Raw genomic sequence first — 23,506 nt, forward strand, 5'->3', positions numbered from 1 at the left:
CTACGATGTAGCGGGGGCTACCAATGCGATCCGGACATGCGCTTCTTGCCGCTCTTGCCTCGGTGCTGATGCTTGGCGCGGCGCCCGCGCTTTGCGCCGAGCTGCACGGCGTGGCGCTGGTCATCGGCGAGAGCGACTACGACAGCGAGGCGCTTCACGACCTGACGAACCCCAAGAGTGATGCGAGGGCGATGGACGAGCTGCTGGGCAATCTCGGCTTCGATGTCCACCGCGCGCTGAACGACAACCGGGCCGACCTTGAAAACGACATCCAGCGCTTCGTGCGCGATGCCAGGGATGCCGATGTGGCGCTGGTCTACTATTCGGGCCATGGCGTCGAGGCGGGCGGTGCCGACTATCTGGTACCGACCGATGCCGATATCTCGACACCGGAGAAAGCCGGCGAGAGCCTGGTGCCGGTGCAAGACCTGCTCGAAGAACTGGCCAAAACCGTGCCGGTGACGATCACGCTGCTCGATGCCTGCCGCACCAATGCGTTTCCGGCAGGGACGGCCATCAAGCTGCCCGGCAGCACACAGATCATCGACGTCGCGACCACCGGGCTCGGCGAGGTGCGCGGCGCAACGCCTATCGCCAAGCCCGGCGTCTCCAAGGACAGCCTCGGCATGGTGATCGGCTTTGCCGCATCGCCCGGAGAGGCGGCGCTCGACGGGCAAGCGGGCGGCAACTCGCCCTACGCGGCGGCGTTGCTCAAGCATTTTGGCGCCGGCGACTATCCGTTCGACGAGTTGATGACGCTGGTGCGGCAGGAGGTCTACCTCAAGACCGATGGCCGGCAACTGCCATGGACGAATTCGTCACTGCGGCGGGTGCTGAGCTTCGGTGCTCCGGCGCCCGCCGGCGACAAGGACCAGGAGGCCATTCGCCAAGGCAGGCGGCGGTTGCTGCTCAGCATCGCCGACACGCCGGACGATCTGCGCCGCGAAGTGGAAGCCGCCGCGACCAAGGCAGCCGTGCCGATGGACGCCATTTACGGCTTGTTGCAGGCGCTGGGCCAAAAAGTGCCGAACGACCCGGCCGAGCTCGATCAGTTGCTGAAAGCACAGACCGATACGATCAAGAAGGCAATGGCCGAACACACGGCGCTGACCGGCGCTGACCCTGAAATAGTCCGGCTTTCCGGTCTTGCCCAGCAGGCGCTCGACGAGGGGGCGCTCGACCTCAGCGTCGGGTTCTGGGAACAGGCCAAGGGCCGGTATCTCGTTATCAGCAAAAGCCTCGACGAAGCTGAGGCGGATCTCAAGACCCGGCGGCTCGAGGGTGGCGCGGTGATCGCCAAGACGGCGCAGGGATACGCCCTCAAGGGCGATTATCCGGCGGCCGCGGAGAACTATCGGCTGGCCTTCGATCAGGTCGCGAAATGGGACAGGGCCATCGCAGCGGCCTACAAGGGCGGCGAGGCCGATGCGCTTGAGACCCAGGGCGACCAGAAGGGCGACAACGACGCCCTGAAACAGGCGATCGCAGCCTATGGCGATGCGTTGGACCTGTTGCCGCGCAGCAGCGACCGACTGGGCTGGGCGCAGTTGCAGGATGGCCTTGGCTATGCGCTGGAAAGGCTCGGCGAACGCGAGAGCAGCACCGATAGCCTGAACGCCTCCGTCAAGGCATTCCGCGCCGCCCTGAAGGAGCGCACCCGCAAGCGTGTGCCGTTTGACTGGGCGGTGACACAGGGCAATCTGGGCATTACGTTCGCAATGCTTGGCGATCGCGAAGCCGGAACTGACAGCTACAAGGCTGCGGTTGCTGCTTTTGGCGCCGCACTGGAGGTTGAGACACGCGACCGGGCGCCGCTGGAATGGGCCACGACGCAAAGCAATCTGGGCAATGTACTCACACAGCTTGGCCAGCGCGAGAGCAACACCGATACCCTGAACGCCGCCGTCACGGCGTTCCGTGCCGTGCTCGAGGTAGCGACCCGGGATCGGATGCCTTTCCAGTGGGCCGGGGCCCAGTACAATCTCGGTGTCTCCCTCAAGATGCTTGGTATGGGCGAGACTGGCACAGACAAATTGACGGCCTCCGTCAAGGCTTACCGCGCCGCGCTGGAGGTCATGACCCGAGACCGCCAGCCGCTCACCTGGGCCATGATTCAGAACGGCCTGGGCACTGCGCTCGTGGCGTTGGGCGTGCGCGAAAGTGGCAACGAGACTCTGAACGCCGCAGTCACCGCCATCCGCGCCGCGCTGCAGGAATGGACCCGAGATCGGGTGCCCCTCGACTGGGCCCTGGCGCAGAACGATCTCGGTACTGCGCTCGCAAGGCTGGGCGAGCGCGAGAGCGGCACCGAAAGCCTGAACGCCGCCATCGCAGCCTTTCGCGCCGCGCTGGAAGAATCGACGCGCGACCGGGCGCCGTACGACTGGGCCATTTTGCAGCACAATCTAGGCGATGCGCTCGCCACGCTCGGCGAGCGTCAGAACGGAAAACCAGGTGCTGACGACTGGCGGGCGGCAATCGCTGCCTGGCGGGCCTCGGCGGAGATCCAGAACAGAGAGGCCCATCCGGTCTGGTGGGCGAATCTGCAAAACTCGATCGGCTATCAGCTCGTGCTGCTGGGCGAGCGCGAGAACGATTTGACGCAGTTCGAGGCGGCCATCCCGATCCTGAGGGCCGGGCTCGCGGTGCAGGAAACGGCTGAACCCACGGAAGTCCCCTATATGCAGGACAGCCTCTGTCACGCTTTGCTCGGGCTGGGCAGCCGCACGAGCGACCGGGACAGCCTGATGGAAGCGAAATCGCTTTGCGAAGCAGCCATCGCAGGAAAGGCGGCCACCGGTATCAGTGCCGGTGACACGCCGGCCAATCTTGCTGCGGTCAATGTTGCCCTGGCGAAGTCGAATTAGCGTGACCGCCCGCCATCCGATTGCCCGTGCGGAGCTGCCTGACGAGACGGCGGCTCTCGCCCGTTATCTCATCGGCAAGCTGGTGGCGCGCGAATTGCCTGAGGGCGTTGTCAGCGGCCGCATTGTCGAGACCGAGGCCTATATCGTCGGCGATGCGGCCGGGCATGGCTACCGGGGGATGACGGAGCGCAACCGTTCGCTGTTCCTCGAACGCGGCCACGCCTATGTCTACATCTCCTACGGCATCTCGATGATGCTGAACGTGTCGAGCGAGGCGCAAGGGATCGGCACCGGCGTTCTGATCCGGGCGTTGGAGCCTGTCGAAGGCATCGAGATCATGCGGCTCAACCGCGGCGTCGGGCGTTTGCGCGACCTGGCGCGCGGACCGGGACGTCTGGCGGCGGCGCTGCGCATCGATCGTTCGCTAGACGGGCTCGACCTCTGCTGCAAAGGCCCGCTATGGCTGGCGAATGATGAGCATGAGCCCGGCGACATCGGGCAAGGCATCAGGATCGGCATTACGAAGGATGCGGACCGGCCGCTGCGCTTTTATTTGAGGGGCAACCCGTTCGTCAGCGGTCCAAGGTCGCTCAACCGATAAGAAGAAGGGGATAGCGCCGTTGAAAATCCTGAAATCCTTGATGACATCGGCATGCTTGCTGTCGATGGTTCTGGTGCTGGCAGGCTGTGGTGGGCACCTGATCAACAGATTGATCTGACGGCAAGCCCCGGCGAGTCAGGCGCTGTCTGGATCGTCGCCGACCATCTTGCGCCGTTGCAGCAGCCGCGCCACCAGCCAGCACAGCATCGCCCAGGCAAAGCCGGCGCACCAGCCGGCCAGCACGTCCGACGGCCAGTGGACACCGAGATAGATGCGGCTGACGCCGACCAGCACCGTTGTCAACACGGCGAGCGACAGGACATAGATCTTGGTCGCCCGGCCATGCAGGAAGCGTGCCGCCAGCGAACCGAGCGTGAGGTAGGTCACCGCCGACAGCATGGCGTGGCCGCTCGGGAACGACAGCGAGGTTTCGTTGACCAGATGCGAGACGAGTTCCGGGCGTGGCCGGTCGACACCGACTTTCAACAGGCTCGACAGCACCTGCCCGCCCGCCACGGCCACGAAGATGAGAAGTGCGGTTCCCGGCCTGCGGATCAGCAGCAGGTAGATGATCGTCGCCGTCGTGATCAGCACCAGGACGCTGGCGCTGCCGAGGCTGGTGATGTCGCGCATCGCGCCTTCCAGCCATGGCGGACCGATCGGGATCCCGGGCTGGCCAACCTGTCTGAAGGCGAGCAGAATTTCGGTGTCGAAGGCGTGCGGCGTGGTGGCCCGCGCCACTTCCATCAGTTCCTCGAAACCCCATAGACAGCCGGCGATGATCAACCCGGCCAGCAGCACCGGAAATTCGATGCGGTTGAACAAGCTGTTGGGGTCGTTCTTCATCGGCTACGAGTCCGTTACATCCGCCCCTGCAGATAGGGTCCGAGCGTGATCAGCGCCACCGCGGCTATTGCCAGTACGATGCCGCTCGCCTGCAACGCGTTGACGCGCTCGCCGAAGAAGACCAGCGCCACGACATTGACCGAGACCAGCTGGATGACCGCCGACAGGCTGAACGAGACAGACATGCCGAATTCACGGATCAGCCGCAGCATGATCAAATTGCCCAGTGAATAGAGCGCCAGCGTCAAAAGGATCTTGCCCAGGCTCGGTGCCAGCCCCCATTGCTTGGCCGCGGTCGCCGCCAGAAGGAAGATCACCGTCGAAAGGCCAAGCTGCAGCAGTCCCGAAAAACTCAACTTCGCGTCCCTCTCGAAGCGGCTTGCGCCAAATGTGCCGCGGCCCTTGTTTCCGAAGCGCGCCGAGACGTCAAGCGACGTCGTCCTAATGGCGGACTTGGCAACGACAGGGCCGAGGCTCAATGTGCAGAGATCGCCCGGCTGTCGATAAAAGGGCGGTCGGGGGGCCATGATTCGTATTCTGCAGACCTTGGCGCGGCGCTGGAGCGAGCTTTCGCTCGCCCTGCAGTTCGTCATTGCCGGCGGCTTTGGCCTGCTGGCCGTGATGCTGGTGGTGGGCTCCTGGGTGACGATGCAGATCAAGGACGGCGTCATCCGCAACTCGGCCGCCACGACGGCGCTCTATGTCGACAGCGTGATTGCGCCATTGCTGCCCGATCTGCGCAAGAGCGAGGAGCTCAGCGAATCCGTCAAGCAGGCGCTCGACGAGACGCTTGGCCAGGGTGCGCTCGGCAAGCGCCTGGTGTCGTTCAGGCTGTGGCGTCGCGACGGCACCGTGCTCTACGCCAAGGATACGGCCTTGATCGGGCGCCGCTTCGACCTGACCGACAATCTGCGTTCCGCCTTCCAGGGCAACGTCGCCGCCCAGTTCGATACGTTCGATAAAAACGAAAGCCAGGAACAGGCTGTCGGCGCGCCGTTGCTGGAGATCTACAATCCCGTGCGCGAACCCTGGTCCGGCGAGGTGGTGGCCGTCACCGAGTTCTACGAGATCGCCGGCGATTTCGAAGCCACGCTGGCTTCCGCTTTGCTGTCGAGCTGGCTGATCGTGGCCGGCACCAGCTTGACGGCTTTCCTGCTGCTGTCGGGCATCGTCTTGCGCGGCAGCCGCACCATCGACGATCAGCGCGGGGCGCTGCGCCGCCAGGTGTCGGAGCTGCAGGGCCTGGTGACGCAGAACAACGCCTTGCGGCAGCGTGCGCAGCGGGCGTCCCGCCGTGCCACCGCGCTCAATGAGAGATATCTGCGCCGGATCGGCGCCGACCTTCATGACGGCCCGGCCCAACTCGTGGCGCTGGCGGCGCTGCGGCTGGACAGCCCGGTGTTTTCAGGAGGCGCGGGGCCAAATGAAAGCCGCGATGCCGAGATCGCCATGATCCGCAGGGCGTTGGACGATTCGATGCGCGAGATACGCGGCATCTGCAATGGCCTCGTTCTGCCGCAGATCGAAACGGCTGCCGTTGCCGAGATCCTGCGCCTGGCGGTCAACGAGCACGAACGCAGGACCGGAACCTCGGTGGCGCTGGCGGCGGCTGGCCCGCTGCCCGAAACCGGCGCATCCGAGAAGATCAGCATCTATCGTTTCGTGCAGGAAGGTCTCAACAACGCGTACCGCCACGGGAAGGGGAGGAACCAAGCTGTAAACGCCGGGATGAAAGGAGCCCGGCTGTTCGTTGACGTATCGGATGGCGGACAGGGATTCGATCCGGAAAAAGAAGAAGGCCTTGGGCTGGCAGGCTTGAGGGGGCGGATCGAAAGCATTGGCGGCCAATTCGAAATCATGACCGGGCCTCAGGGCACGCGATTGATGATCAGTTTATCGGTCGAGGAGCAAGCATGATTGGCGCCATCCGTATCGCCGTCGTCGATGACCACCCGCTGTTTCGGGAGGGCGTGATACGCAGCCTGTCCGAAATCGGCGGCTTCGAGATGGTCGGCGAGGGGGCGACGGGACAGGACGCGGAACGCATCGTCTCGACGGCGCGACCCGACATTCTCCTACTCGATATCTCGATGCCTGGTGGCGGTTTAGCCTCCGTGGCAAACATACTTGCCGGCGATCCCGATCAGAAGATCGTCATGCTGACCGTTTCGGAAGCCAATGCCGATGTGACCCGGGCGCTCAATGCCGGGGTGCGCGGCTACGTGCTCAAAGGTGTTGGATCGCGGACGCTGGCCGAAATCCTGCACAATGTGGCTGGCGGCGAGAGCTATGTGTCGCCAACACTCTCGGCCAGGCTCCTGTCCGACCTGCATTCCCTGCAGCCGGCAAACGGCATGAGCGACCGCATGCGCCAGCTAACCGGCCGTGAGGCCGAAATCCTGCGCCTTGTGGCTGAAGGGTTGAGCAACAAGGAAGTGGCGTTGCGTCTCAAGCTTCAGGAAAAGACAGTCAAGCACCATATGACCGGTGTCCTGTCGAAGCTCAATGTGCGCAATCGCACCGAGGCCGCACTGCTGATGCGCGAGGCGCGCGACCGCAGCGAGCTGCATCCGCGATAAAGTTCGGCCGCCAAAAGCTTGCTGGCATTGGCAATGTCGAGGTGACGCGAAAAGTCACCCCCGCCGGGGCGCGGCGGAGGTGACGTGTGATGCGGGCCGTTGCCTGTTGGCTCGCCTCACAAAGACTGCAGGCGGCTGAAGTCTGCCGGCGTCGCCGGTCTTTCGACAATCGTGCGGCCCAGCGCATCCTTCATTTCAAAACGGCCGTTCTCGATCTCCTCCTTGGTGCCGTCGACATGTTCGACCTCGATCTTGTTGCCGTCTGCTTCGACCTTGTCGCCGGTCGCCGCATTGACGTGATGGCCGTTGTCGTCGTTGCCGTCGTCGTTCTGCCCCTTGCCGGGTCCGGAGTTATTGGTGCCGCCGTGATCGTCACCGGCGCCATCGTTGTTGCCGTGCCCGGAGTTGCCACCATCGTCGCCGCCGCCGCCGTTTCCGCTGCCGCTGTTGCCGCCACTTCCGCCGCTACCACTATTGCCGCCCCCATCGCCTCCGCCTCCGCCGTCGCCATTCCCGCCGCCGCCATGTCCGCCATCCTTGGCATAAGCGCTTGCGGCGACTACGCCGGCCGCCGAGCCATGAAGCGCCAGTTGATAAGGGGCGATGGTCAACGCCAATGCCGATGCTGCTCTCAGTACCAGCCAACGGGTCGTGATCGATTTGCGCATCTCGGTTCCTTTCAATCATGCCGGCGGATCTCGAACCGGCGTTGCAGGTGTCGAGACCATCGCTGATCGAACGAGCTGTTGTAACCGGCCCACGACCGATGCGCCGCCAGCCAAGACTTATGAAGGACTGACCTCGGACCTAAGGCCCAGCGGAACCTCTAACCAAAACATCTTTGCCGGTGAGGCATCGTCAGCGACGGACAGACATGTCAGCGACGGACAGACATGCAAGATTGTGGTTGTCACGAAAATGTGATCGGCAGGCTTTAGGGGTCGAAAGGTCACATGCTCCAGCCAACTCCAGAGCCAGAGGCCTTCATGACCGAACATCGCTCCCCCGACGCCCGCTTCCGCACCAGCCAGCTCGAGGAAAACGAAGGACCGGCCGTCAACCCCACCGACAACCGAACCACGGGCGAGATCATCACCGCCAGGTTCTCGCGTCGGGGTTTTCTTAAGGGATCGCTCGCCGTCTCGGCCATTGCCGCAACCGTCAGCCCGCTGGCCATGATCGCCGCTGGCGACGCCCGTGCCGCCGAAAGCTCCGCCTTCAAATTCGACGAGCTCGAGGCCGGCATCGACGACAAGCACCATGTCGCGCCAGGCTATGACGCCGACTTGCTGTTGCGCTGGGGCGATCCGCTGTTTGCCGATTCGCCGGAGTTCGACCCGACCAAACAGTCGGCGCGGGCACAGGCCAGGCAGTTCGGCTACAACAACGACTATGTCGGTTACATCGAGATCGACGGCTCGGCCGAGCACGGCCTGCTGGTGGTCAATCACGAATACACCAACCCGCATCTGATGTTCCCGGGCATCGTCACGATCGTCGAGAAGGACGGCAAGAAGAAGCCCGAACTCGCGCTGCTGAGCAAAGAGCAGGTCGATGTCGAAATGGCAGCGCATGGCGGCACCATCGTCGAGATCCGCAAAGTGTCGGGCAAATGGCAAGTGGTGCGCGACGGCAAGCTCAACCGCCGCATCACCTCGACCACCGAAATGGCGCTGTCGGGCCCGGTCGCCGGCCACGACCGCGTCAAGACCAATGCCGACCCGTCCGGCACCAAGGTGTTCGGCACCATGAACAACTGCGCCGGCGGCGTCACCCCATGGGGCACCTATGTCATGGCCGAGGAGAACATCCACGGCTACTTCTCCGGCGAACTGCCGGAAGGCCACAAGGAAGCCGCCAACTACAAGCGGCTCGGCATTCCGGAAGGCGCCTATGAATGGGGTGCGCATTACGACCGCTTCAACCTAGCCAGGGAGCCGAACGAACCCAACCGGTTCGGCTGGATCGTCGAGGTCGACGTCAACGATCCGACCTCGACGCCGAGGAAGCGCACCGCCATGGGCCGCTTCAAGCATGAGGGCGCCGAATCGATCGTCGCCAGGGATGGCCGCGTCGTCTTCTATCTCGGCGACGACGAGCGCTTCGACTATGTCTACAAATTCGTCACCACAGGCCGCTTCAACGCCAACGACCATGCCGCCAACAAGGACCTGCTCGACGACGGCACGCTGCATGTCGCCAAATTCGCCGAGGACGGCACGGTGGACTGGCTGCCGATCGTCTTTGGTCAAGGCCCGCTGACGGCGGAAAACGGCTTTGGCAGCCAGGCCGACGTGCTGATCGAAACGCGGCGTGCCGCCGATCTGCTCGGCGCCACCAAGATGGACCGGCCCGAGGACATCCAGCCCAATGGTGTCAACGGCAAGGTCTATGTCATGCTGACCAACAATTCCAAGCGCAAGGCCGACCAGGTCGACTCCGCCAACCCGCGCGCTGAAAATGCCTTTGGCCATATCATCGAGATCGCCGAGAACGATGGCGATTTCACCTCCGCCAAGGGCAAATGGGAAGTGCTGCTGAAATGCGGCGATCCGTCGGTGGCAGAAGTCGGCGCCACCTTCTCGACAGCGACGACGGCCAATGGCTGGTTCGGCATGCCCGACAATTGCGCGGTCGATTCGGCCGGTCGCCTCTGGGTCGCCACCGACGGCCAGGGTCCGAAGGCCACCGGCCGCACCGACGGCCTGTGGGCGGTGGATACGGAAGGTGCCGCGCGGGCGACGTCAAAACTGTTCTTCCGCGTGCCGATCGGCGCCGAAATGTGCGGCCCGCTGTTTGCGCCCGACGATCAGACCGCTTTCGTCGCCGTCCAGCATCCGGGCGACGGCGGCGAGGACTGGGAAGGTTTTGGCCGCCCGTCCTACTACGAGGATCTGTCGACGCGCTGGCCCGACTTCAAGCCGGATATGCCGGTGCGGCCGTCGGTCGTCGCCATCACCAAACAGGGCGGCGGCAAGATCGCGGTCTGATCGCGGCGTGCATGCGTAATCCTGAGGAGGGGCTTCGGCGATTCGACGCCCCTCCTTTGCACGAAATCATTCAAGCCTCGGGAAAGATTGGCCATTTACACGTGGCGCCCTAATTCCTCTTTCAGGAGGTCGCCATGCCGAAGTCCATCTATGACCGTGGCTTGCTCAAGCCTGACGACATCGCCAGACTGCAGCGTGTCTTTGACGAAGCCTGCCGACGACGCGAAGCGCACCCCGAATCGACAGAGGCGCGTGAGCTGGCTCTCACCCTGCTTGCGCTCCACAATGCCGGCATGGTCGACGAGGAGATGCTGATGGAGGCCGTCGGTTTTCGGCGGCTGGAGCCGAAATCGGCGTGATCTCCACCACCGCCGCCAGCCTTATGCAGCGCGCTGGACGACGGCGACATTGATCGGGGTCCGCAAGCTGAAGCCGATGGACTCATACAGCTTTATCGCACCGGCGTTGCTGGCATAGGCGTGCAGGTAGGGGATTTCGCCGCGTGCGAAAATCTGGTTGGTCACGAACACCGACAGCAACCGGCCAAGGCCGGCGCCGCGAAACTCGGGGTGCGCGCACACGCCGCTGAGTTCGCTGTAGCCAGGCTGCTTCATGCGCTCGCCGGCCATCGCCACCAGTCTGCCCTCGACCTTCACGCCCCAGAAGGCGCCAAGGCTCAAGGCCCCTGACGTGAACGGGCCAGGCTTGGTAAGCGACGCCAGCGCCAGCATTTCGGGGGCGTCGTCCTGTGTCAGGAGCTGCACGCGTTCGTCCGACACGGCCTGTGACGGCGCCTGCGCGACCATCTGGACGGCGTCTGCGGTCGAGGTGGCCGCGAGGTCAGGCGGAAGAGCAATGGTGTCGGCTTGCGCCATGATGACGCTTTCACCCGGACCAACAAGGTCACTGAGCGCCTGCAGGCTTGCGGCATCGTCGGTAGCGGTGGCGGCAAAGAGGGCGATGGACGGTGAATAGCGCCTGGCGAGCTTGCCGCCTTGCGCGAAGGCCTGATGCCGCGTCCGAAGCGCGCTCCAGACGGGCCGGTCGAGAACATGTTTCATTGCGCGGTAGCCTTTTTGACACGACGATCGAGCGGGGCCGCGGCCAGTCCCTCCTCGACGGCCGTGAGTTGATCGAGCAGCGGCCCCGAAAGGTCCCGGCACAGATCCGCGACGGCGTTTTCGATGCGCGGCCAGACATCCTGTTTGGCCACATCGACCAGGCGCTGACCCTTCGCTGTCAGCGAGACCATCCGCCGTCGCTGGTCACCCTGCGATTGAATGGTTTCGACCAGCCCCAGCTCGGCCAGAAGCGAGACGCTTCTCGTCACGCCAGGCTGTGTCAGCCCGAGCGATTGCGCCAGCTCGCCGACGGCCAGCGGTCCCAGCCTGTCGAGGGCGGCCAGCAAGGGATACTGGCTCGACTGAAGCGGAACCTCCAGCCCATCGAGCAGCTGTTGCGCATCGGCCTGCAACTGCTCGCCAATGCGCTTCAGCCTGCTGCCGAGGCAGAGATAGCCAAGCGATCTGATAACGTCTTCCATCATGGCGCCTCGCGTTAAATCATAATATGTTATATAACATGACATATAAAGACTTCAAGACAGCCGTGTGCGCAGAGCCACCAGATTTTATCGTCTCGATAAAATCAGCGTGACGCGCCGGATAGCTGTGAGGAACGGACAATCTGCCTGGCGATCGCCTTGCCCAGTATGCCGGCATTGGCGAAGCAGCCGCGAATGCTCGGCCGCATGCCGGTGAACCACAGACCGGGCAGTTTCGGATCGCCTTCGCCGCCATTGAAGAGCGGAACACCCTTGCTGTCGAGCACGCCGAGATTGCCGACCATGCGCTCCAGCCCGGTGCGGTAGCCCGTCGCGGCGATGACGATATCGGGATCGATCAGGCTGCCATTGGCCAGGATGACGCCGTCGCGGCTGAATTCCCGTATCGCCGGCACGACGGTGATCTTGCCCGATTTGATGGCGTCGACGGCGCCATCGTCGGCGGCGATCGCGGTGTAGTCCGAAGTCAGGCGGCTCGCACCACCGGCAGGTGCGGGGGGGAGGCCGAATTTGGTCAGGTCGCCGAAAACCAGCCGCTGCGTTGCCGCGATCACGGCATCGGCCATTCGCAGCGGCAAACGTGCCGTGAGCGGCGACAGCCTGTGCACGGCAATCTTGCCGATACGCTTGGGCAAGATAGCCGGGCCGCTGCGGGCCGACAGCCAGATGGCAGCGGTATCGACGCCCGCCAGATGATTGAGGGCGTCGAAGCCGGAATTGCCGGCGCCGACGACCAGCACCTTCTTACCGGCATAGGCCTTGGCGTCGCCAAAATCAGCCGAATGGATGATCTGTCCGGCAAACGCCTGCGTGCCCTTCCACAGCGGCGTGAAGGGCTCCTTGTCGCGGCCGGTGGCGACAATGACATGACGCGCCAGGCGCGAGCCCGCGCTGGTGCGCACGGCCCAATGGTCGCCCCTGAACACGATGGTCTCGACGGCAACCCCATACTCCACCGGCAGCCGGTTCGCCTCCTTGAAATCGTTCATATGGCGGATAACGATATTCCTGTGCGGAAAGGCAGGGGTATCCCCGGGATAGGCAAGGCCAGGCAGTGCCGAGAGATCTCGATGGGTGTTGAGATGCAGCTGCTGGTGCCGCCGATGCCAAGGCTCGGCCAGCCGGCTCTCCTTTTCCAGGATCGCCACCGGCACGCCGGCCTTCATCAAAGCCTGCGCGACAGCCAGTCCCGCGGCGCCGGCGCCAATGACGATCGCCGGCTCGACAGCCACCAACTGCTCCACCAACGGTCTGGTTGTCGTATCAGCCATTCACTCTCTAAGTCCCATTCAACCGCCGCGCATCCCGGCAAGGCTCGCAGCAGGTTGTAACCGTTTGATCGCGCGCAGACCCGAGGCCCTGCGCCGGGCCGCAGCTGCGCACCAGGGCATTCCGCCGCCCAGCGGCAACGACTCCCATCGCTGAAATGCGCCCAAACGACGACATGAAGCGGATTGCCCGCTTCTGTCCGAAACCATCCAGCCCTATATGGCATATCAGCGGCATCGGCGATAATAGGTCGCGGCAATGTGATTGATTCGAGCTGCGGGGGCTGGCGGATCTCGTTACCGACGCAGGAATTCGAAACCGGCAACCGTTTTCGGCTTCCCGCGAAAAATAAGACGCCGTGGCGCGTCTTGCGTGCCGGAAGGCATGTCGCGCCACAGACGGCACGCGGAATCTCGACCATGGCCTCCTTGCGGATCTATTTCGACAAAATCCTCGAGGGTGCCTCGCCCAAGGTCGAGCGCCAGGCGCTGACGCATGTCGAAAGGCTGGCGCTGGTGCGCCGCCATGGGGACTTCTCACTGGCCTATTCCACCGCCGTTCAGCAAAAGCTGTCCTATTTCGGCGACGCCGATGGCTACATCGCCTTTGGCACCAAGATGAAACATCATTTCGCGCTTGGCGACCCGGTGGCGGCACTGGGGAAGCGAGCCGACTACATCAGGCGCTTTGTCGACAGTGCCCGCAACCCGTGGTTCGTTCAGATCGGCGAAGAGACCGCGCGCGTGCTGGCCGGGCTCGGCTACAAGGTCAACCGGCTGGGCGTCGACACTCGCCTTGCCTTGCCCGAGCACGATTTTTCCGGCAAGCGCAACGAGACCGTGCGCTATTCCGAACGCTGGCTGCTCAAGAAGGGTTTTTCGTTCGAAGAAGACAAGCGGACGGTCTTCCTCGACGAGATCGCGCGGCTCTCCCAAAACTGGCGCGGAGACCGCATCGTCAAGCGCTGGGAGATGGGTTTTCTCAACCGTCCGTTTTACGAGCAACTCGGCACCGACATGCGCCGCTTTGTCCTGCATGGTCCCGATGGCGAGCTGATCGCGTTGCTCGATTTCGACCCGCTGTTTGCCGACGGCAAGGTCATTGGCTACACCACGGCCTTCAAGCGCAAGCATGTCGACGCCTCGCCGCATGCCGAGATCGGCCTGACCAAGTTCTCGGTCGACCGTTTTCGCGAGGAAGGCATACAGGTGGTCACGCTTGGCCTCTCGCCCATGCTCGACATCGGACCGAGCGGATTTCCCGAAAGCGATTTCTGGCGCAACACCTTCCAGCGCGCCTACGACTCGCCCTGGATCAACCGCCGCAGGTTCAATTTGCAGGGTCAGGCCGCGTTCAAGCGCCGTTTTCATGGCGTGGAGGAGCCGGTCTACATCGCCTTTCGCGAAGGGACTTATATCGAGATGCTGGGGCTGCTGAGGCTGGTCAAGGCGATTTAGATCTGCCGATATTCAGGTGAGGCCGGCCTGCAAATGGCTGATACCTGCGCTTCCCCGTTCTATTGCGTCGCAATAGAACTGTGCTCACGTACGAAAAGTACGCTCTGCTCCGGTTCTCGGTATCAACCATTTTCGACTCGGCCTGACCTGAATCTCAACAGATCTGGGCGGCGTCTCAGGCGCCTTTGCCGCGTCAGTTCCTTAGGCGATAACCAGTCCTGAAGATCCAGGCGACGATTGCTATGCAGACGGCCAGGAACACCAGCGTCATGCCGAGGCTGATGCCGACCGAGACGTCGGACTTGCCATAAAAACTCCAGCGGAAGCCGCTGATCAGATAGACGACCGGGTTGAACAGCGTGATCGTCTTCCAGATGCCGGGCAGCATGTTGATCGAATAGAAGCTGCCGCCGAGGAAGGTCAGCGGCGTGATGATCAACAGCGGCACCAGCTGCAGCTGCTCGAAGCTTTTCGCCCAGATGCCGATGATGAAGCCGAACAGGCTGAAGGTCACCGCCGTCAACACCAGGAAGGCGACCATCCAGAATGGATGCAGGATGGTGAGCGGCACGAACAGCGAGGCGGTGGCCAGGATGATCAGGCCGAGAATGATCGATTTGGTGGCGGCACCGCCGACATAGGCGATGACGATCTCCAGATAGGAGACCGGCGCCGACAAAAGCTCGTAGATCGAGCCGACAAATTTCGGGAAGTAGATGGCAAAGGACGCGTTGGAGATCGACTGCGTCAGCAGCGACAGCATGATTAGCCCTGGCACGATAAAGGCGCCGTAGCTGATGCCGTCGATCTCGGTGATGCGCGAGCCGATGGCCGAACCGAAGACGACGAAATACAGCGATGTCGAGATGACCGGCGAGACGATACTCTGCAGCACAGTGCGAAACGCACGCGCCATTTCCATCCGGTAGATCGCCCATACCGCGCGCAGGTTCATGCGTCTCTCCTCACCAAATTGACGAAGATCTCCTCGAGCGAGCTGTTTTGCGTGTCGATGTCGCGGAACTGGATGCCTGATGCCTCGAGGTCGCGGATCAGCGAGGCGACGCCCGGCCGCTCGGCCTGGTTGTCATAGGTGTAGGTCAGTTGCCCGCCATCCGCCGACAGCTCCAGCGCATAGCGCGAAAGGGCTTCCGGCATGGCTGTCAGCGGATTGCGCAGTTCCAGCACCAGCCGCTTGCGGCCGAGCTTGCGCATCAGTTCGGCCTTGTTCTCGACCAGGATGATCTCGCCGCGATTGATGACGCCGACGCGGTCGGCCATCGCCTCGGCTTCCTCGATATAATGGGTGGTTAGGATGATGGTGACGCCATCCTCGCGCAGCCTGCGCACCATTTCCCACATGTCCTGGCGCAGCTCTACGTCGACGCCGGCGGTCGGCTCGTCAAGGAACAGGATGCGCGGCTCATGCGACAGCGCCTTGGCGATCATCAGCCTTCGCTTCATGCCGCCCGACAGCGTGATCGCCTTGGCGTCCTTCTTGTCCCACAGCGACAGATCGCGCAGCACCTTCTCGACGAACGCCGGATTGGCCGGCTTGCCGAACAGGCCGCGGCTGTAGCTGACGGTCGCCCAGACGCTCTCGAAGGCGTCGATGGTCAGTTCCTGCGGCACCAGGCCAATCAGGCTGCGCGCGGCGCGGTAATCCTTGTTGATGTCGTGACCGTCGACCGTGACGGTGCCCGACGAGCGGTTGACGATGCCGCAGACGATCGAGATCAGCGTCGTCTTGCCGGCACCGTTCGGCCCGAGCAATGCGAAAATCTCGCCGCGCTGGATGTCGAGATTGACTTCCTTGAGCGCGGTGAAGCCGGTGGCATAGGTCTTGGAGACCCCGGAAATGGACAGAATGGAGGGCATGGCTGAAAACGGCTGCCTGAAAGAGGTCCCCTGATATAGGCCGAATGTCGTTGCATGCAACCGCAAGTCAATGGTGCTGCTGACAGCTCTCGACACCCGGTCCCGGGAGACCCTTGCGGGCCAGCTACCGAGGCAAGCTTTGCCCGTGCCCATGGGCAGGCTTGCCGCTAGCACAGCGTGAACACGGTGCGCCTGGTGCTGTCATCCCTAGCCCATGCCTGTTCGACATCAGCCAGCGGCACCGGCGTGGCGGCGATTTGAAGGCCGGCCGGCACGACAGCGCGCAGCAGATCGCCGGTGCAGCCGATGAAGCGGTCGTGTGGGACGCTGCCGATGCCGCTGCCCATCAGGGTAATCGCCGATGAACGCAGAACCGCGCCCGGCAAGGTGATATCAGAGCCACTGATGGCGCCGATCTGGACGAAGCGGACCGGTACAGCATCAGGGCTGGCCTTGGCGGCAGCGATCAGCAGGTGTTCGGCGCTTTTGCCCCAGAGATAGTCGATGACGACATCCACGCCCTCCCTGAACTGCCGCTTGAACCTTTCTTCCAGGGCCGCCCCGTCCTCGATCAGCGGGATGGTTACATCCGCCCCAAGGGCAGCAACCGCATCGAGTGCGGCGGCGTTGCGGGCGGTGGCGATAATCTTTTTCGCACCGAGATGCCTGGCGATCTGGACGGCGAGGCGGCCCGCCGTGCCGGTGGCACCGTTGACCAGCACGGTTTCGCCCGGCTTCAGCTTCGCCCGCTCGGTAAAGGCGGCCCATGACGACATGCCGGGATTGGCGATGGCGGCGGCGGTGATGTCGTCCAGCCCGTCGGGCAGCGCCACGCAATGCGCCTCGGGCACAACAGTCCGCTCCGCCATGCTGCCATTAGGCGCCCTGGGCAGGGCGAAATAGACCTTGCGGCCGTTGTCGAGCCGGCCGACGCCATCGATGCCGACGACGAAGGGGAACTGGCCGGACGCGCTGTAGTGCGAGCCTGAGGCCCGGCTCTTGACGACATGGCTGATGGCTGCGGCGGTGACTGTGACTAAGGTTTCGCCCGGCGCGGGAACCGGTTCGGGGAAATCGCTGTAGATGGGCGCCCGCCCGGCGCTCGAGACAATCGCGGCTTTCATGATGGTTTGCCTTCCTGGCTCTCATATTATGTGTATAATGCACATATAAGGAGTCCCGGCATGCCGTCAACAAAAAATGTGCAAAATACACATATCTCCGATCAGCTCCGGCAGATTCATGGGGCGGTGCTCGATATTGTCGGCGTGATGAACCGGCCGCAGCGCGACGAACTGCTGATCAAGGCGGCCGGCATTCCACTCGACCGGGCACTGTTCCCGCTGCTCGTCGGCATCGAGCGCTTCGGGCCGATCGGCGTCGTCGAGATGGCCGATCGCGTCGGGCGCGACTACACGACCGTCAGCCGCCAGGTCGCCAAGCTGGAGAGCCTTGGCCTGGTGCAACGCCAGGCCAGCGCCGCCGACCGGCGCGTGCGCGAGGCGGTGATCAGCCCGAAGGGCAAGGCGATGACCGACCTTGTCGATACGGCACGCGAAAAAATCGGCCGCGCCATTTTCGAGACCTGGGACGCGCATGACATCGAAGAACTCGTGCGTCTGATGCGCAAGTTCGCGGATGCGCTTGGCGCGGTGCCAGAGAGCCGTGAGTAAGCGCGACGTGCGACCGGTAAAATTGTCCTGTGGCGTTCAGCCTCGCGGCAGCACGCCGCTTTGACCACAGGTCGCGACAAGCCTATTCTCGTCACTATAAGAAGCAGCCGGAGCCCGCCATGGACCCGCTCATACTGTCGCGCATGCAGTTCGGCGCGAATATTTCGTTTCATATTCTGTTTCCAACGATCACCATTGCCCTTGGCTGGGTGCTGCTTTTCTTCAAGCTGCGCTACAACGCGACCAACGACTCCGCCTGGATGCGCGCCTATTTCACCTGGGTGAAGGTGTTCGCGCTGTCCTTCGCCATGGGCGTGGTTTCGGGCGTCACCATGAGCTTCCAGTTCGGCACCAACTGGCCGGGCTACATGGAAAAGGTCGGCAACATCGCCGGACCGCTTCTGGCCTACGAGATCCTCACCGCCTTCTTCCTCGAGGCTGCTTTCCTCGGCATCATGCTGTTCGGCTTTCGCCGCGTCTCCAACCGCGTCCACACGATGGCGACGGTGCTGGTCGCCGGCGGCACCACTCTGTCCGCCTTCTGGATCATCGCGCTCAATTCCTGGATGCAGACGCCGGCCGGTTTCGAGATGCGCGATGGCGTGGCGCATGCCGTCGACTGGTGGGCAATCGTCTTCAACCCGTCGATGCCATACCGGCTCGTCCACATGCTGCTCGCGTCAGGCCTGACAGTGTCGTTCCTCATCGCCGGCCTGTCGGCGCTGCGCTACCTCAAGGGCGACCGCTCGGAATCGATGTGGAAGGCGCTGCGCACCGGCGTCTTCACCGCGGCGGTTCTGATCCCCATCCAGATCTTTGCCGGCGACCAGCATGGGCTGAACACGCTGGAGCACCAGCCGCAGAAGATCGCCGCCATGGAGGCCAACTGGAACACCGGCCCCAACGTGCCGCTGGTGCTGTTCGCGCTGCCTGACGAGGCGGCCAAGGAGAACAGGTTCGAGATCGCCATTCCCGACGGCGCCAGCCTGGTGCTGCGGCACTCGGACAGCGGCGTGGTGCCGGGGCTGAACGACTTTCCGGGCAACCATCCGCCGGTCTTTCCATTGTTCTGGAGTTTCCGCATCATGGTCGGTACCGGCCTGCTGATGCTCGCCGTCTCCTGGTCGGCCGCCTTCTTCCTCAAGCGCCGGCACAGCCTGCCGAAGCCGCTCGCCATGCTAATGGTGCCGATGGCGCTGTCGGGCTGGCTGGCGACGCTGGCTGGCTGGTACACGACCGAGATCGGCCGCCAGCCCTGGCTGGTGACCGGCGTGCTGAAAACCGCCGACGCGGTTGGCCCGGTGGCCGGCAGCCATGTCGCGCTGACGCTTGCCATCTACCTCATTCTCTACGCGCTGTTGCTGATCGCCTATCTCGGCGTGCTGGTGCACCTGGCGCTGAAGGCAGCGAAGGATGGCGACACCTCGCCGTTGCCGGGGGTCATGAAGGCAGCGATGTCGCAACCGGCGGCTGGGGAGTAGGAAAATGACCTTCGACTGGCCAACCGCTCTCCCGCTGATCTTCGCCGGCCTGATGGAGCTTGCCATCTTGATCTACGTCATCCTCGACGGTTTCGATCTCGGAATCGGCATCCTGTTCTCGGTCGCCGAAGATACCGAGCAGGACACGATGATCGCGGCGATCGGCCCGTTCTGGGATGCCAACGAGACCTGGCTGGTGCTGGCCGTCGGCCTGCTGCTGGTCGCCTTTCCCCTGGCGCATGGCGTCATCCTGACCGCGCTCTACATTCCGGTGTTCGTGCTGCTGGTCGGGCTGATCCTGCGCGGCGTCGCCTTCGACTTCCGCGCCAAGGTGCCGAGCGGCAAGAAACACCGCTGGAACCGCATTTTCTTCCTCGGCTCGGTCATCGCTTCGCTGGCGCAAGGCTATATGCTGGGCGTCTATGTGCTCGGCCTCGATGTCGGAATTGGCGGCATGGCGTTCGGCGCGCTGGTGGCGTTCTGCCTGGCCGCGGCTTACGCGGCGATGGGCGCGGCCTGGGTGATCTACAAGACCGAAGGCGCGTTGCAGAAGAAGGCAGTGATCTGGCTGCGCACCGCGCTGGTGCTGACCGCGCTCGGCATGGCCGCGGTGTCGCTGGCGACGCCTTTTGCCAGCCCACGCATCTTCGCCAAATGGTTCGTCTGGCCGGAAATGCTCTACCTGTCGCCGCTGCCGATCCTGTCGGCGCTGCTGTTTTTCTGGCTGTGGCGGCAGACCTTCCATCTGCCCAAGCCCGACGATCGCCATGCGATCAGGCCGTTCCTGACGCTGGCGGCGATCTTCGCGCTCGGCTTCGCCGGTCTCGCCTGGTCGTTCTACCCGTTCGTGGTGCCCGACAAGCTGACCATCTGGCAGGCGGCCTCGGCGACGGAGAGCCTGGCGATCATCCTAGCCGGCACCGTGGTCGTGCTGCCGGTCATCATCTTCTATTCCTTCTATGCCTACCGCGTGTTCGGCGGCAAGGCGACGGACCTCACCTACGACTGAGCCGTCGCCGACCACCTCAGATCAACACCGCCTCAGATCAGCCCTGAGTCACGGGCGGCCGCCGTGGCCTCGCCGCGCGAAACGGCATCGAGCTTGCCCAGCACCGCTGAAACATGGTGGTCGACCGTCTTGGGCGAAATGGCGAGATGCTCGGCAATGCGCTTGTTGGACAGGCCGCGCTCGATCAGCTGCAGCACTTCCATCTGGCGCTGGGTCAGGCCAGCGCTGTTGGCACGGGTGGTGCGGCGCGGCCCCCTGGCAATGCGAATGACGCCGTTCTGCCGCATGAGGTCGCGCACATGGTTTGCGACGGGCCGGGCGCCAAGCGCCTCGAGAATCTCCAGCGCCTCCCGTTGTGCGGCCTCGTCGCCCTGGGCGAGTGCCAGCGCACGTTCGTAAGGGGCGTCGAGTTCCGCCCAGACAATGGCCGCGCCCCGCCAGTCTCCAGCCAGCAGCATCCGGTAGGGCGCGGCCATGCCTGATGTGTCGCCCGGATCGATATCGGGTGCCAGCAGCTGCCGCCAGCCGGCCAGTTCGGCGAACACCGCCCGTGTCGGCGACAGGCCCTCGGCAAAGCCGATCAGCCGCAGCGCCTCGTCCGTGTCCGCCTCGCCCAGCCAGGCCTGCTCGGCAATCACCGCCGCGTAGGGCAACAGGCGCTGCAGCTCGGCTCCCTTTTCCAGAAACTGCTTCATCTCGGCCAGCAGCGGCTCTGGCGATGGGTCACCGCGGCGAACCCTCAGCCGCGACAGCGCCACCAAGGCCGGATAGCGCACCAGGGCGGTCGCGCGGTCGTTGGCAATCACATCCAGTGCCTCGGCAGCCGCTTCATCCCAGCATCCCTGACGCAGCAACAACTGCGCCCGCACACCACGCATGTAATCACGCCACGTCGCCAGATCGTTGTCGACGCAATAGTCGATGCCGCGATCGAGGAAGGACTGAGCCTGGCTGTATTCGAGTTGATTCATGCCGCCACAGGCGCAATTGGTGAAGGCCCGCGCCGCGTGCTCCTGAAAATTGTGTTCCAGCGCGATTTCGAGGCTGCGAGCGAGATGCAGCCGACTTGAGTCCAGGTCCAACCACTGCTCGGCGGCGCCGACATTGTTTAGAGCGTGGCAAACGACTTCCGGCCTGTTCAACCGTTCGGCGAGCTCGATCGCCCTGGCTCCCAGCGACAAGGTTTCGTCCAGCCTTTCAGCCAGCATCGCCAATTGAGAAAGGTTCGAATAGGCCATGGCCAGCTCGGCACTGGCCGGTACGGTCTCCAGCAAGGTAACCGCTTGGGCGCCGAACATGTCTGCGGCCTGCCGGTCGCCCAGGAGATAGGCGAAGCGCGATAGCCATCTGAGGCTGTCGCCTTCCTTCAGCTTGTTGCCAAGCGCCTGTTGCAACACACGCGCCTGCTCCTGCGCCTTGATGGCCTCGTCTATGCGCGCAATCAAATGGCACTCGAAGGCATATTGCTCGTAAAGGCTGGCGCGCTCGTCCTCAGGCAAGGTATCGGCCTGGCGCAAGGCAACCTCGTAGTAGCCGGCGGCGTCGCGATGGGCGCCGACACGGGAAGCCTCGCGGGCGGCGACCGGTGCGAACGCGCGTACCGCCTCGAAATTGTGCGCTTCCACCGCATGGTGGACGAGGCGTGCGGTGGCGACACTGCTATTCTCAAGCAGCGCCGACAGCGCACGCTGGTTGAACAGTCTTCTGGAACTCGTCGTCAGCATCATTTCGATGGCGCGGCGTGCGATCTCGTGCCGGAAAGCGTAGCCGTCGCCCAGATCGTCCAGCAGCCCATTCGACACACATTCCGCGAGTTGCCCGGCCGCGGCCACGCCGCACAGGCCCTGCAAGGCCCAGGCGTCGGCGCGCCTGGGAAACACCGACACCGCATCGAGCATCGAGCGGGCGCCGGCCGACAGCCGTTCGGCCCGTGCAACGACGGCGTCGCGCACACTGGCAGGTGGCGTCATCTCATTGTCGGCGCACAATAGCTCGGTGACGAAGAAGGCGTTGCCGGCCGTTGCCCGGTAGATGGCATCGCCATCGCGGCCGGCGGCAATGGCAAGCGAGAGCACCGCTTCTTCGCTCAGCAGCGGCACATCGATCCGCACGATATTGCCGGCGGGAATTTCGCCGAGCGCACGGCGCACCCGCATCTGTCCTTCGCTGCGGTCGGTGCGCGCCGTCAAAAGCAGCAGGATGTGGGTGTTGGCGATGCGGCGGCCGAGAAAGCGGACGAAATCGAGCGTCGCGTCATCGGCCCAGTGCAGATCCTCGATCACCAGCAGCGTCGTACCCGACCTTGCCTCGAAAACCTCCATCGCATCGGAAAACAGCGGCAGCCTCTGTCCCTGCCTTGCATCGATTGCCTGCGGCATCGCCCATTGCGCCTCGCGGGCGAGGTCGTAGAGCGGCCCTAGCGGATCGGGGATCGACAGGTCCTCGCAGGCGCTGCGGAAGATGCGCGCATCTGGCCCGGCGCGGCCGGTAAAGGCTTCGACCAGCGCCGACTTGCCGGCCCCTGCCTCACCCGACAGCGCCACCACGCGGCCGCGGCCGCGGCTGGCTTCCGCCAAAAGTTCGTCCAGTTGCGCCAACTGCGCCTGCCGTTCCAGAAGCATCGTCATCGCTCAATTGGGGTCGGTTTTACCGCTGCGCTGGACATCCGCCACGACTGTCCAAGGCGCTTGCCCGAAAATGTGACCCTCCACACATTCCGGTGCCATTCTCCACATAACGCCGGCAATATAGGGAATCTTCCCACAAAACATAGGGAAAGGTTCCGATGTGCGCCCTCGACGAGCGTGATCAATGTCCAGCCGCGCTCAAATCGAGCGTGGATCAATGGAGAAGGGAAACCTGATATGCCTCGCTATGTTGTTGAACGTACATTTCCTGCCGGTCTCAGCGTGCCGATGAATGATGCCGGCGCCGACGCGCTGGCCGGCGTCATCATGCGCAATGCCGAGAAGGGCGTCACCTGGGTGCAGTCCTTCGTCTCGCCCGACAAGAAGCAGAGCTTCTGCATCTATGACGCGCCCTCGCCGGAAGCGATCCGCAGCACCGCGCAGAAGAATGCGCTGCCGGTCGACAAGATCACGGAGGTGCGGGTCCTTGACCCTTACTTTTACCGTTGATCCCGACAATGACCATGCAACTGCCCTTCGCAGCGGTGGCGGCTTGCCTGACAGCTCATTCGGCGAGGTGCTGGCGGATTCGAGACCAGTCGGAAGAGGCTCGTTACTGGGCCGGTTTTTCCGGTGGCTTGCCTCGTTGCTGTTCGCACCATTGC

At 63.6% G+C, this 23,506-nt stretch carries 21 protein-coding genes; 11 read left to right on the plus strand and 10 right to left on the minus strand.

What is annotated here, in order from left to right:
* Positions 1-23: 23 nt before the first annotated feature.
* Both A3A9_RS39845 and A3A9_RS0131040 read left to right on the plus strand, forming a co-directional pair.
* Entirely contained in the window at positions 24-2,867 is a 2,844-nt protein-coding gene (locus tag A3A9_RS39845) for a caspase family protein (protein ID WP_051371297.1), read from the plus strand.
* A gap of 1 nt (position 2,868) precedes the next feature.
* Complete coding sequence (locus A3A9_RS0131040) at positions 2,869-3,468, plus strand: DNA-3-methyladenine glycosylase (protein WP_430515903.1); 600 nt, start codon at positions 2,869-2,871, stop codon at positions 3,466-3,468.
* 135 nt (positions 3,469-3,603) lie between these two features.
* On the opposite strand, the gene A3A9_RS0131045 is transcribed toward A3A9_RS0131040, so the two are convergent.
* On the minus strand, positions 3,604-4,314 hold the full coding sequence (locus A3A9_RS0131045) for a phosphatase PAP2 family protein (RefSeq protein ID WP_027062109.1): 711 nt from the start codon (positions 4,312-4,314) through the stop codon (positions 3,604-3,606).
* Between the two features lie 14 nt (positions 4,315-4,328).
* Positions 4,329-4,670, minus strand: coding sequence for a hypothetical protein (locus A3A9_RS0131050; protein ID WP_027062110.1), 342 nt, complete (start codon positions 4,668-4,670; stop codon positions 4,329-4,331).
* 169 nt (positions 4,671-4,839) lie between these two features.
* Between A3A9_RS0131050 and A3A9_RS0131055 the strand changes: the two genes are divergently transcribed.
* Complete coding sequence (locus A3A9_RS0131055) at positions 4,840-6,231, plus strand: sensor histidine kinase (protein WP_027062111.1); 1,392 nt, start codon at positions 4,840-4,842, stop codon at positions 6,229-6,231.
* Positions 6,228-6,893 (plus strand): response regulator, encoded by a 666-nt coding sequence (locus A3A9_RS0131060; protein WP_027062112.1) that lies wholly within the window; start codon positions 6,228-6,230, stop codon positions 6,891-6,893. Before A3A9_RS0131055 ends, A3A9_RS0131060 begins: the two co-directional genes overlap by 4 nt.
* A gap of 116 nt (positions 6,894-7,009) precedes the next feature.
* On the opposite strand, the gene A3A9_RS0131065 is transcribed toward A3A9_RS0131060, so the two are convergent.
* Complete coding sequence (locus tag A3A9_RS0131065; RefSeq protein ID WP_027062113.1) at positions 7,010-7,561, minus strand: hypothetical protein; 552 nt, start codon at positions 7,559-7,561, stop codon at positions 7,010-7,012.
* Between the two features lie 318 nt (positions 7,562-7,879).
* On the opposite strand from A3A9_RS0131065, the gene A3A9_RS0131070 reads away from it, so the two are divergent.
* Both A3A9_RS0131070 and A3A9_RS0131075 read left to right on the plus strand, forming a co-directional pair.
* Complete coding sequence (locus A3A9_RS0131070) at positions 7,880-9,883, plus strand: PhoX family protein (RefSeq protein ID WP_027062114.1); 2,004 nt, start codon at positions 7,880-7,882, stop codon at positions 9,881-9,883.
* Positions 9,884-10,017: 134 nt separating this feature from the next.
* A complete protein-coding gene (locus tag A3A9_RS0131075) occupies positions 10,018-10,242 on the plus strand; it encodes a hypothetical protein (protein ID WP_027032120.1) in 225 nt (74 codons plus the stop codon).
* Between the two features lie 21 nt (positions 10,243-10,263).
* Here A3A9_RS0131075 and A3A9_RS0131080 read toward each other — a convergent pair whose 3' ends face one another.
* From A3A9_RS0131080 to A3A9_RS0131090, 3 genes are all read right to left on the minus strand, one after another.
* Positions 10,264-10,944, minus strand: coding sequence for a GNAT family N-acetyltransferase (locus tag A3A9_RS0131080; protein ID WP_027062115.1), 681 nt, complete (start codon positions 10,942-10,944; stop codon positions 10,264-10,266).
* Positions 10,941-11,426, minus strand: a complete 486-nt coding sequence (locus A3A9_RS0131085) for a MarR family winged helix-turn-helix transcriptional regulator (protein WP_082222302.1) — start codon at positions 11,424-11,426, stop codon at positions 10,941-10,943. Before A3A9_RS0131085 ends, A3A9_RS0131080 begins: the two co-directional genes overlap by 4 nt.
* A gap of 104 nt (positions 11,427-11,530) precedes the next feature.
* On the minus strand, positions 11,531-12,718 hold the full coding sequence (locus A3A9_RS0131090) for a flavin-containing monooxygenase (protein WP_027062117.1): 1,188 nt from the start codon (positions 12,716-12,718) through the stop codon (positions 11,531-11,533).
* A gap of 417 nt (positions 12,719-13,135) precedes the next feature.
* On the opposite strand from A3A9_RS0131090, the gene A3A9_RS0131095 reads away from it, so the two are divergent.
* A complete protein-coding gene (locus A3A9_RS0131095; protein WP_027062118.1) occupies positions 13,136-14,173 on the plus strand; it encodes a phosphatidylglycerol lysyltransferase domain-containing protein in 1,038 nt (345 codons plus the stop codon).
* A gap of 193 nt (positions 14,174-14,366) precedes the next feature.
* Here A3A9_RS0131095 and A3A9_RS0131100 read toward each other — a convergent pair whose 3' ends face one another.
* The 3 genes from A3A9_RS0131100 to A3A9_RS0131110 all read right to left on the minus strand — a co-directional run bounded on the left by A3A9_RS0131100 (position 14,367) and on the right by A3A9_RS0131110 (position 17,175).
* The gene (locus A3A9_RS0131100; protein ID WP_027032115.1) at positions 14,367-15,128 is read right to left on the minus strand and encodes an ABC transporter permease; all 762 of its coding nucleotides are present in this window, start codon (positions 15,126-15,128) and stop codon (positions 14,367-14,369) included.
* Positions 15,125-16,051, minus strand: a complete 927-nt coding sequence (locus tag A3A9_RS0131105; RefSeq protein WP_027062119.1) for an ABC transporter ATP-binding protein — start codon at positions 16,049-16,051, stop codon at positions 15,125-15,127. The genes A3A9_RS0131100 and A3A9_RS0131105 overlap by 4 nt, the downstream gene beginning before the upstream one ends.
* A gap of 167 nt (positions 16,052-16,218) precedes the next feature.
* On the minus strand, positions 16,219-17,175 hold the full coding sequence (locus A3A9_RS0131110) for a quinone oxidoreductase family protein (protein WP_027062120.1): 957 nt from the start codon (positions 17,173-17,175) through the stop codon (positions 16,219-16,221).
* A gap of 60 nt (positions 17,176-17,235) precedes the next feature.
* Between A3A9_RS0131110 and A3A9_RS0131115 the strand changes: the two genes are divergently transcribed.
* The 3 genes from A3A9_RS0131115 to A3A9_RS0131125 all read left to right on the plus strand — a co-directional run bounded on the left by A3A9_RS0131115 (position 17,236) and on the right by A3A9_RS0131125 (position 20,214).
* The gene (locus A3A9_RS0131115; protein WP_027062121.1) at positions 17,236-17,724 is read left to right on the plus strand and encodes a MarR family winged helix-turn-helix transcriptional regulator; all 489 of its coding nucleotides are present in this window, start codon (positions 17,236-17,238) and stop codon (positions 17,722-17,724) included.
* Between the two features lie 119 nt (positions 17,725-17,843).
* The gene (locus A3A9_RS0131120) at positions 17,844-19,205 is read left to right on the plus strand and encodes a cytochrome ubiquinol oxidase subunit I (protein WP_027062122.1); all 1,362 of its coding nucleotides are present in this window, start codon (positions 17,844-17,846) and stop codon (positions 19,203-19,205) included.
* Between the two features lie 4 nt (positions 19,206-19,209).
* On the plus strand, positions 19,210-20,214 hold the full coding sequence (locus A3A9_RS0131125; protein WP_027062123.1) for a cytochrome d ubiquinol oxidase subunit II: 1,005 nt from the start codon (positions 19,210-19,212) through the stop codon (positions 20,212-20,214).
* Positions 20,215-20,246: 32 nt separating this feature from the next.
* Here the strand turns inward: A3A9_RS0131125 and A3A9_RS0131130 are convergent, their stop codons facing one another.
* Positions 20,247-22,841, minus strand: a complete 2,595-nt coding sequence (locus A3A9_RS0131130) for an ATP-binding protein (protein ID WP_245279163.1) — start codon at positions 22,839-22,841, stop codon at positions 20,247-20,249.
* Positions 22,842-23,078: 237 nt separating this feature from the next.
* Between A3A9_RS0131130 and A3A9_RS0131135 the strand changes: the two genes are divergently transcribed.
* Positions 23,079-23,351, plus strand: coding sequence for a DUF4242 domain-containing protein (locus tag A3A9_RS0131135; protein ID WP_027062125.1), 273 nt, complete (start codon positions 23,079-23,081; stop codon positions 23,349-23,351).
* Positions 23,352-23,506: the final 155 nt, after the last annotated feature.

The organism is Mesorhizobium loti CJ3sym (assembly GCF_000472785.1).
In the GTDB taxonomy this organism is placed as follows: Bacteria; Pseudomonadota; Alphaproteobacteria; order Rhizobiales; family Rhizobiaceae; genus Mesorhizobium; species Mesorhizobium loti_E.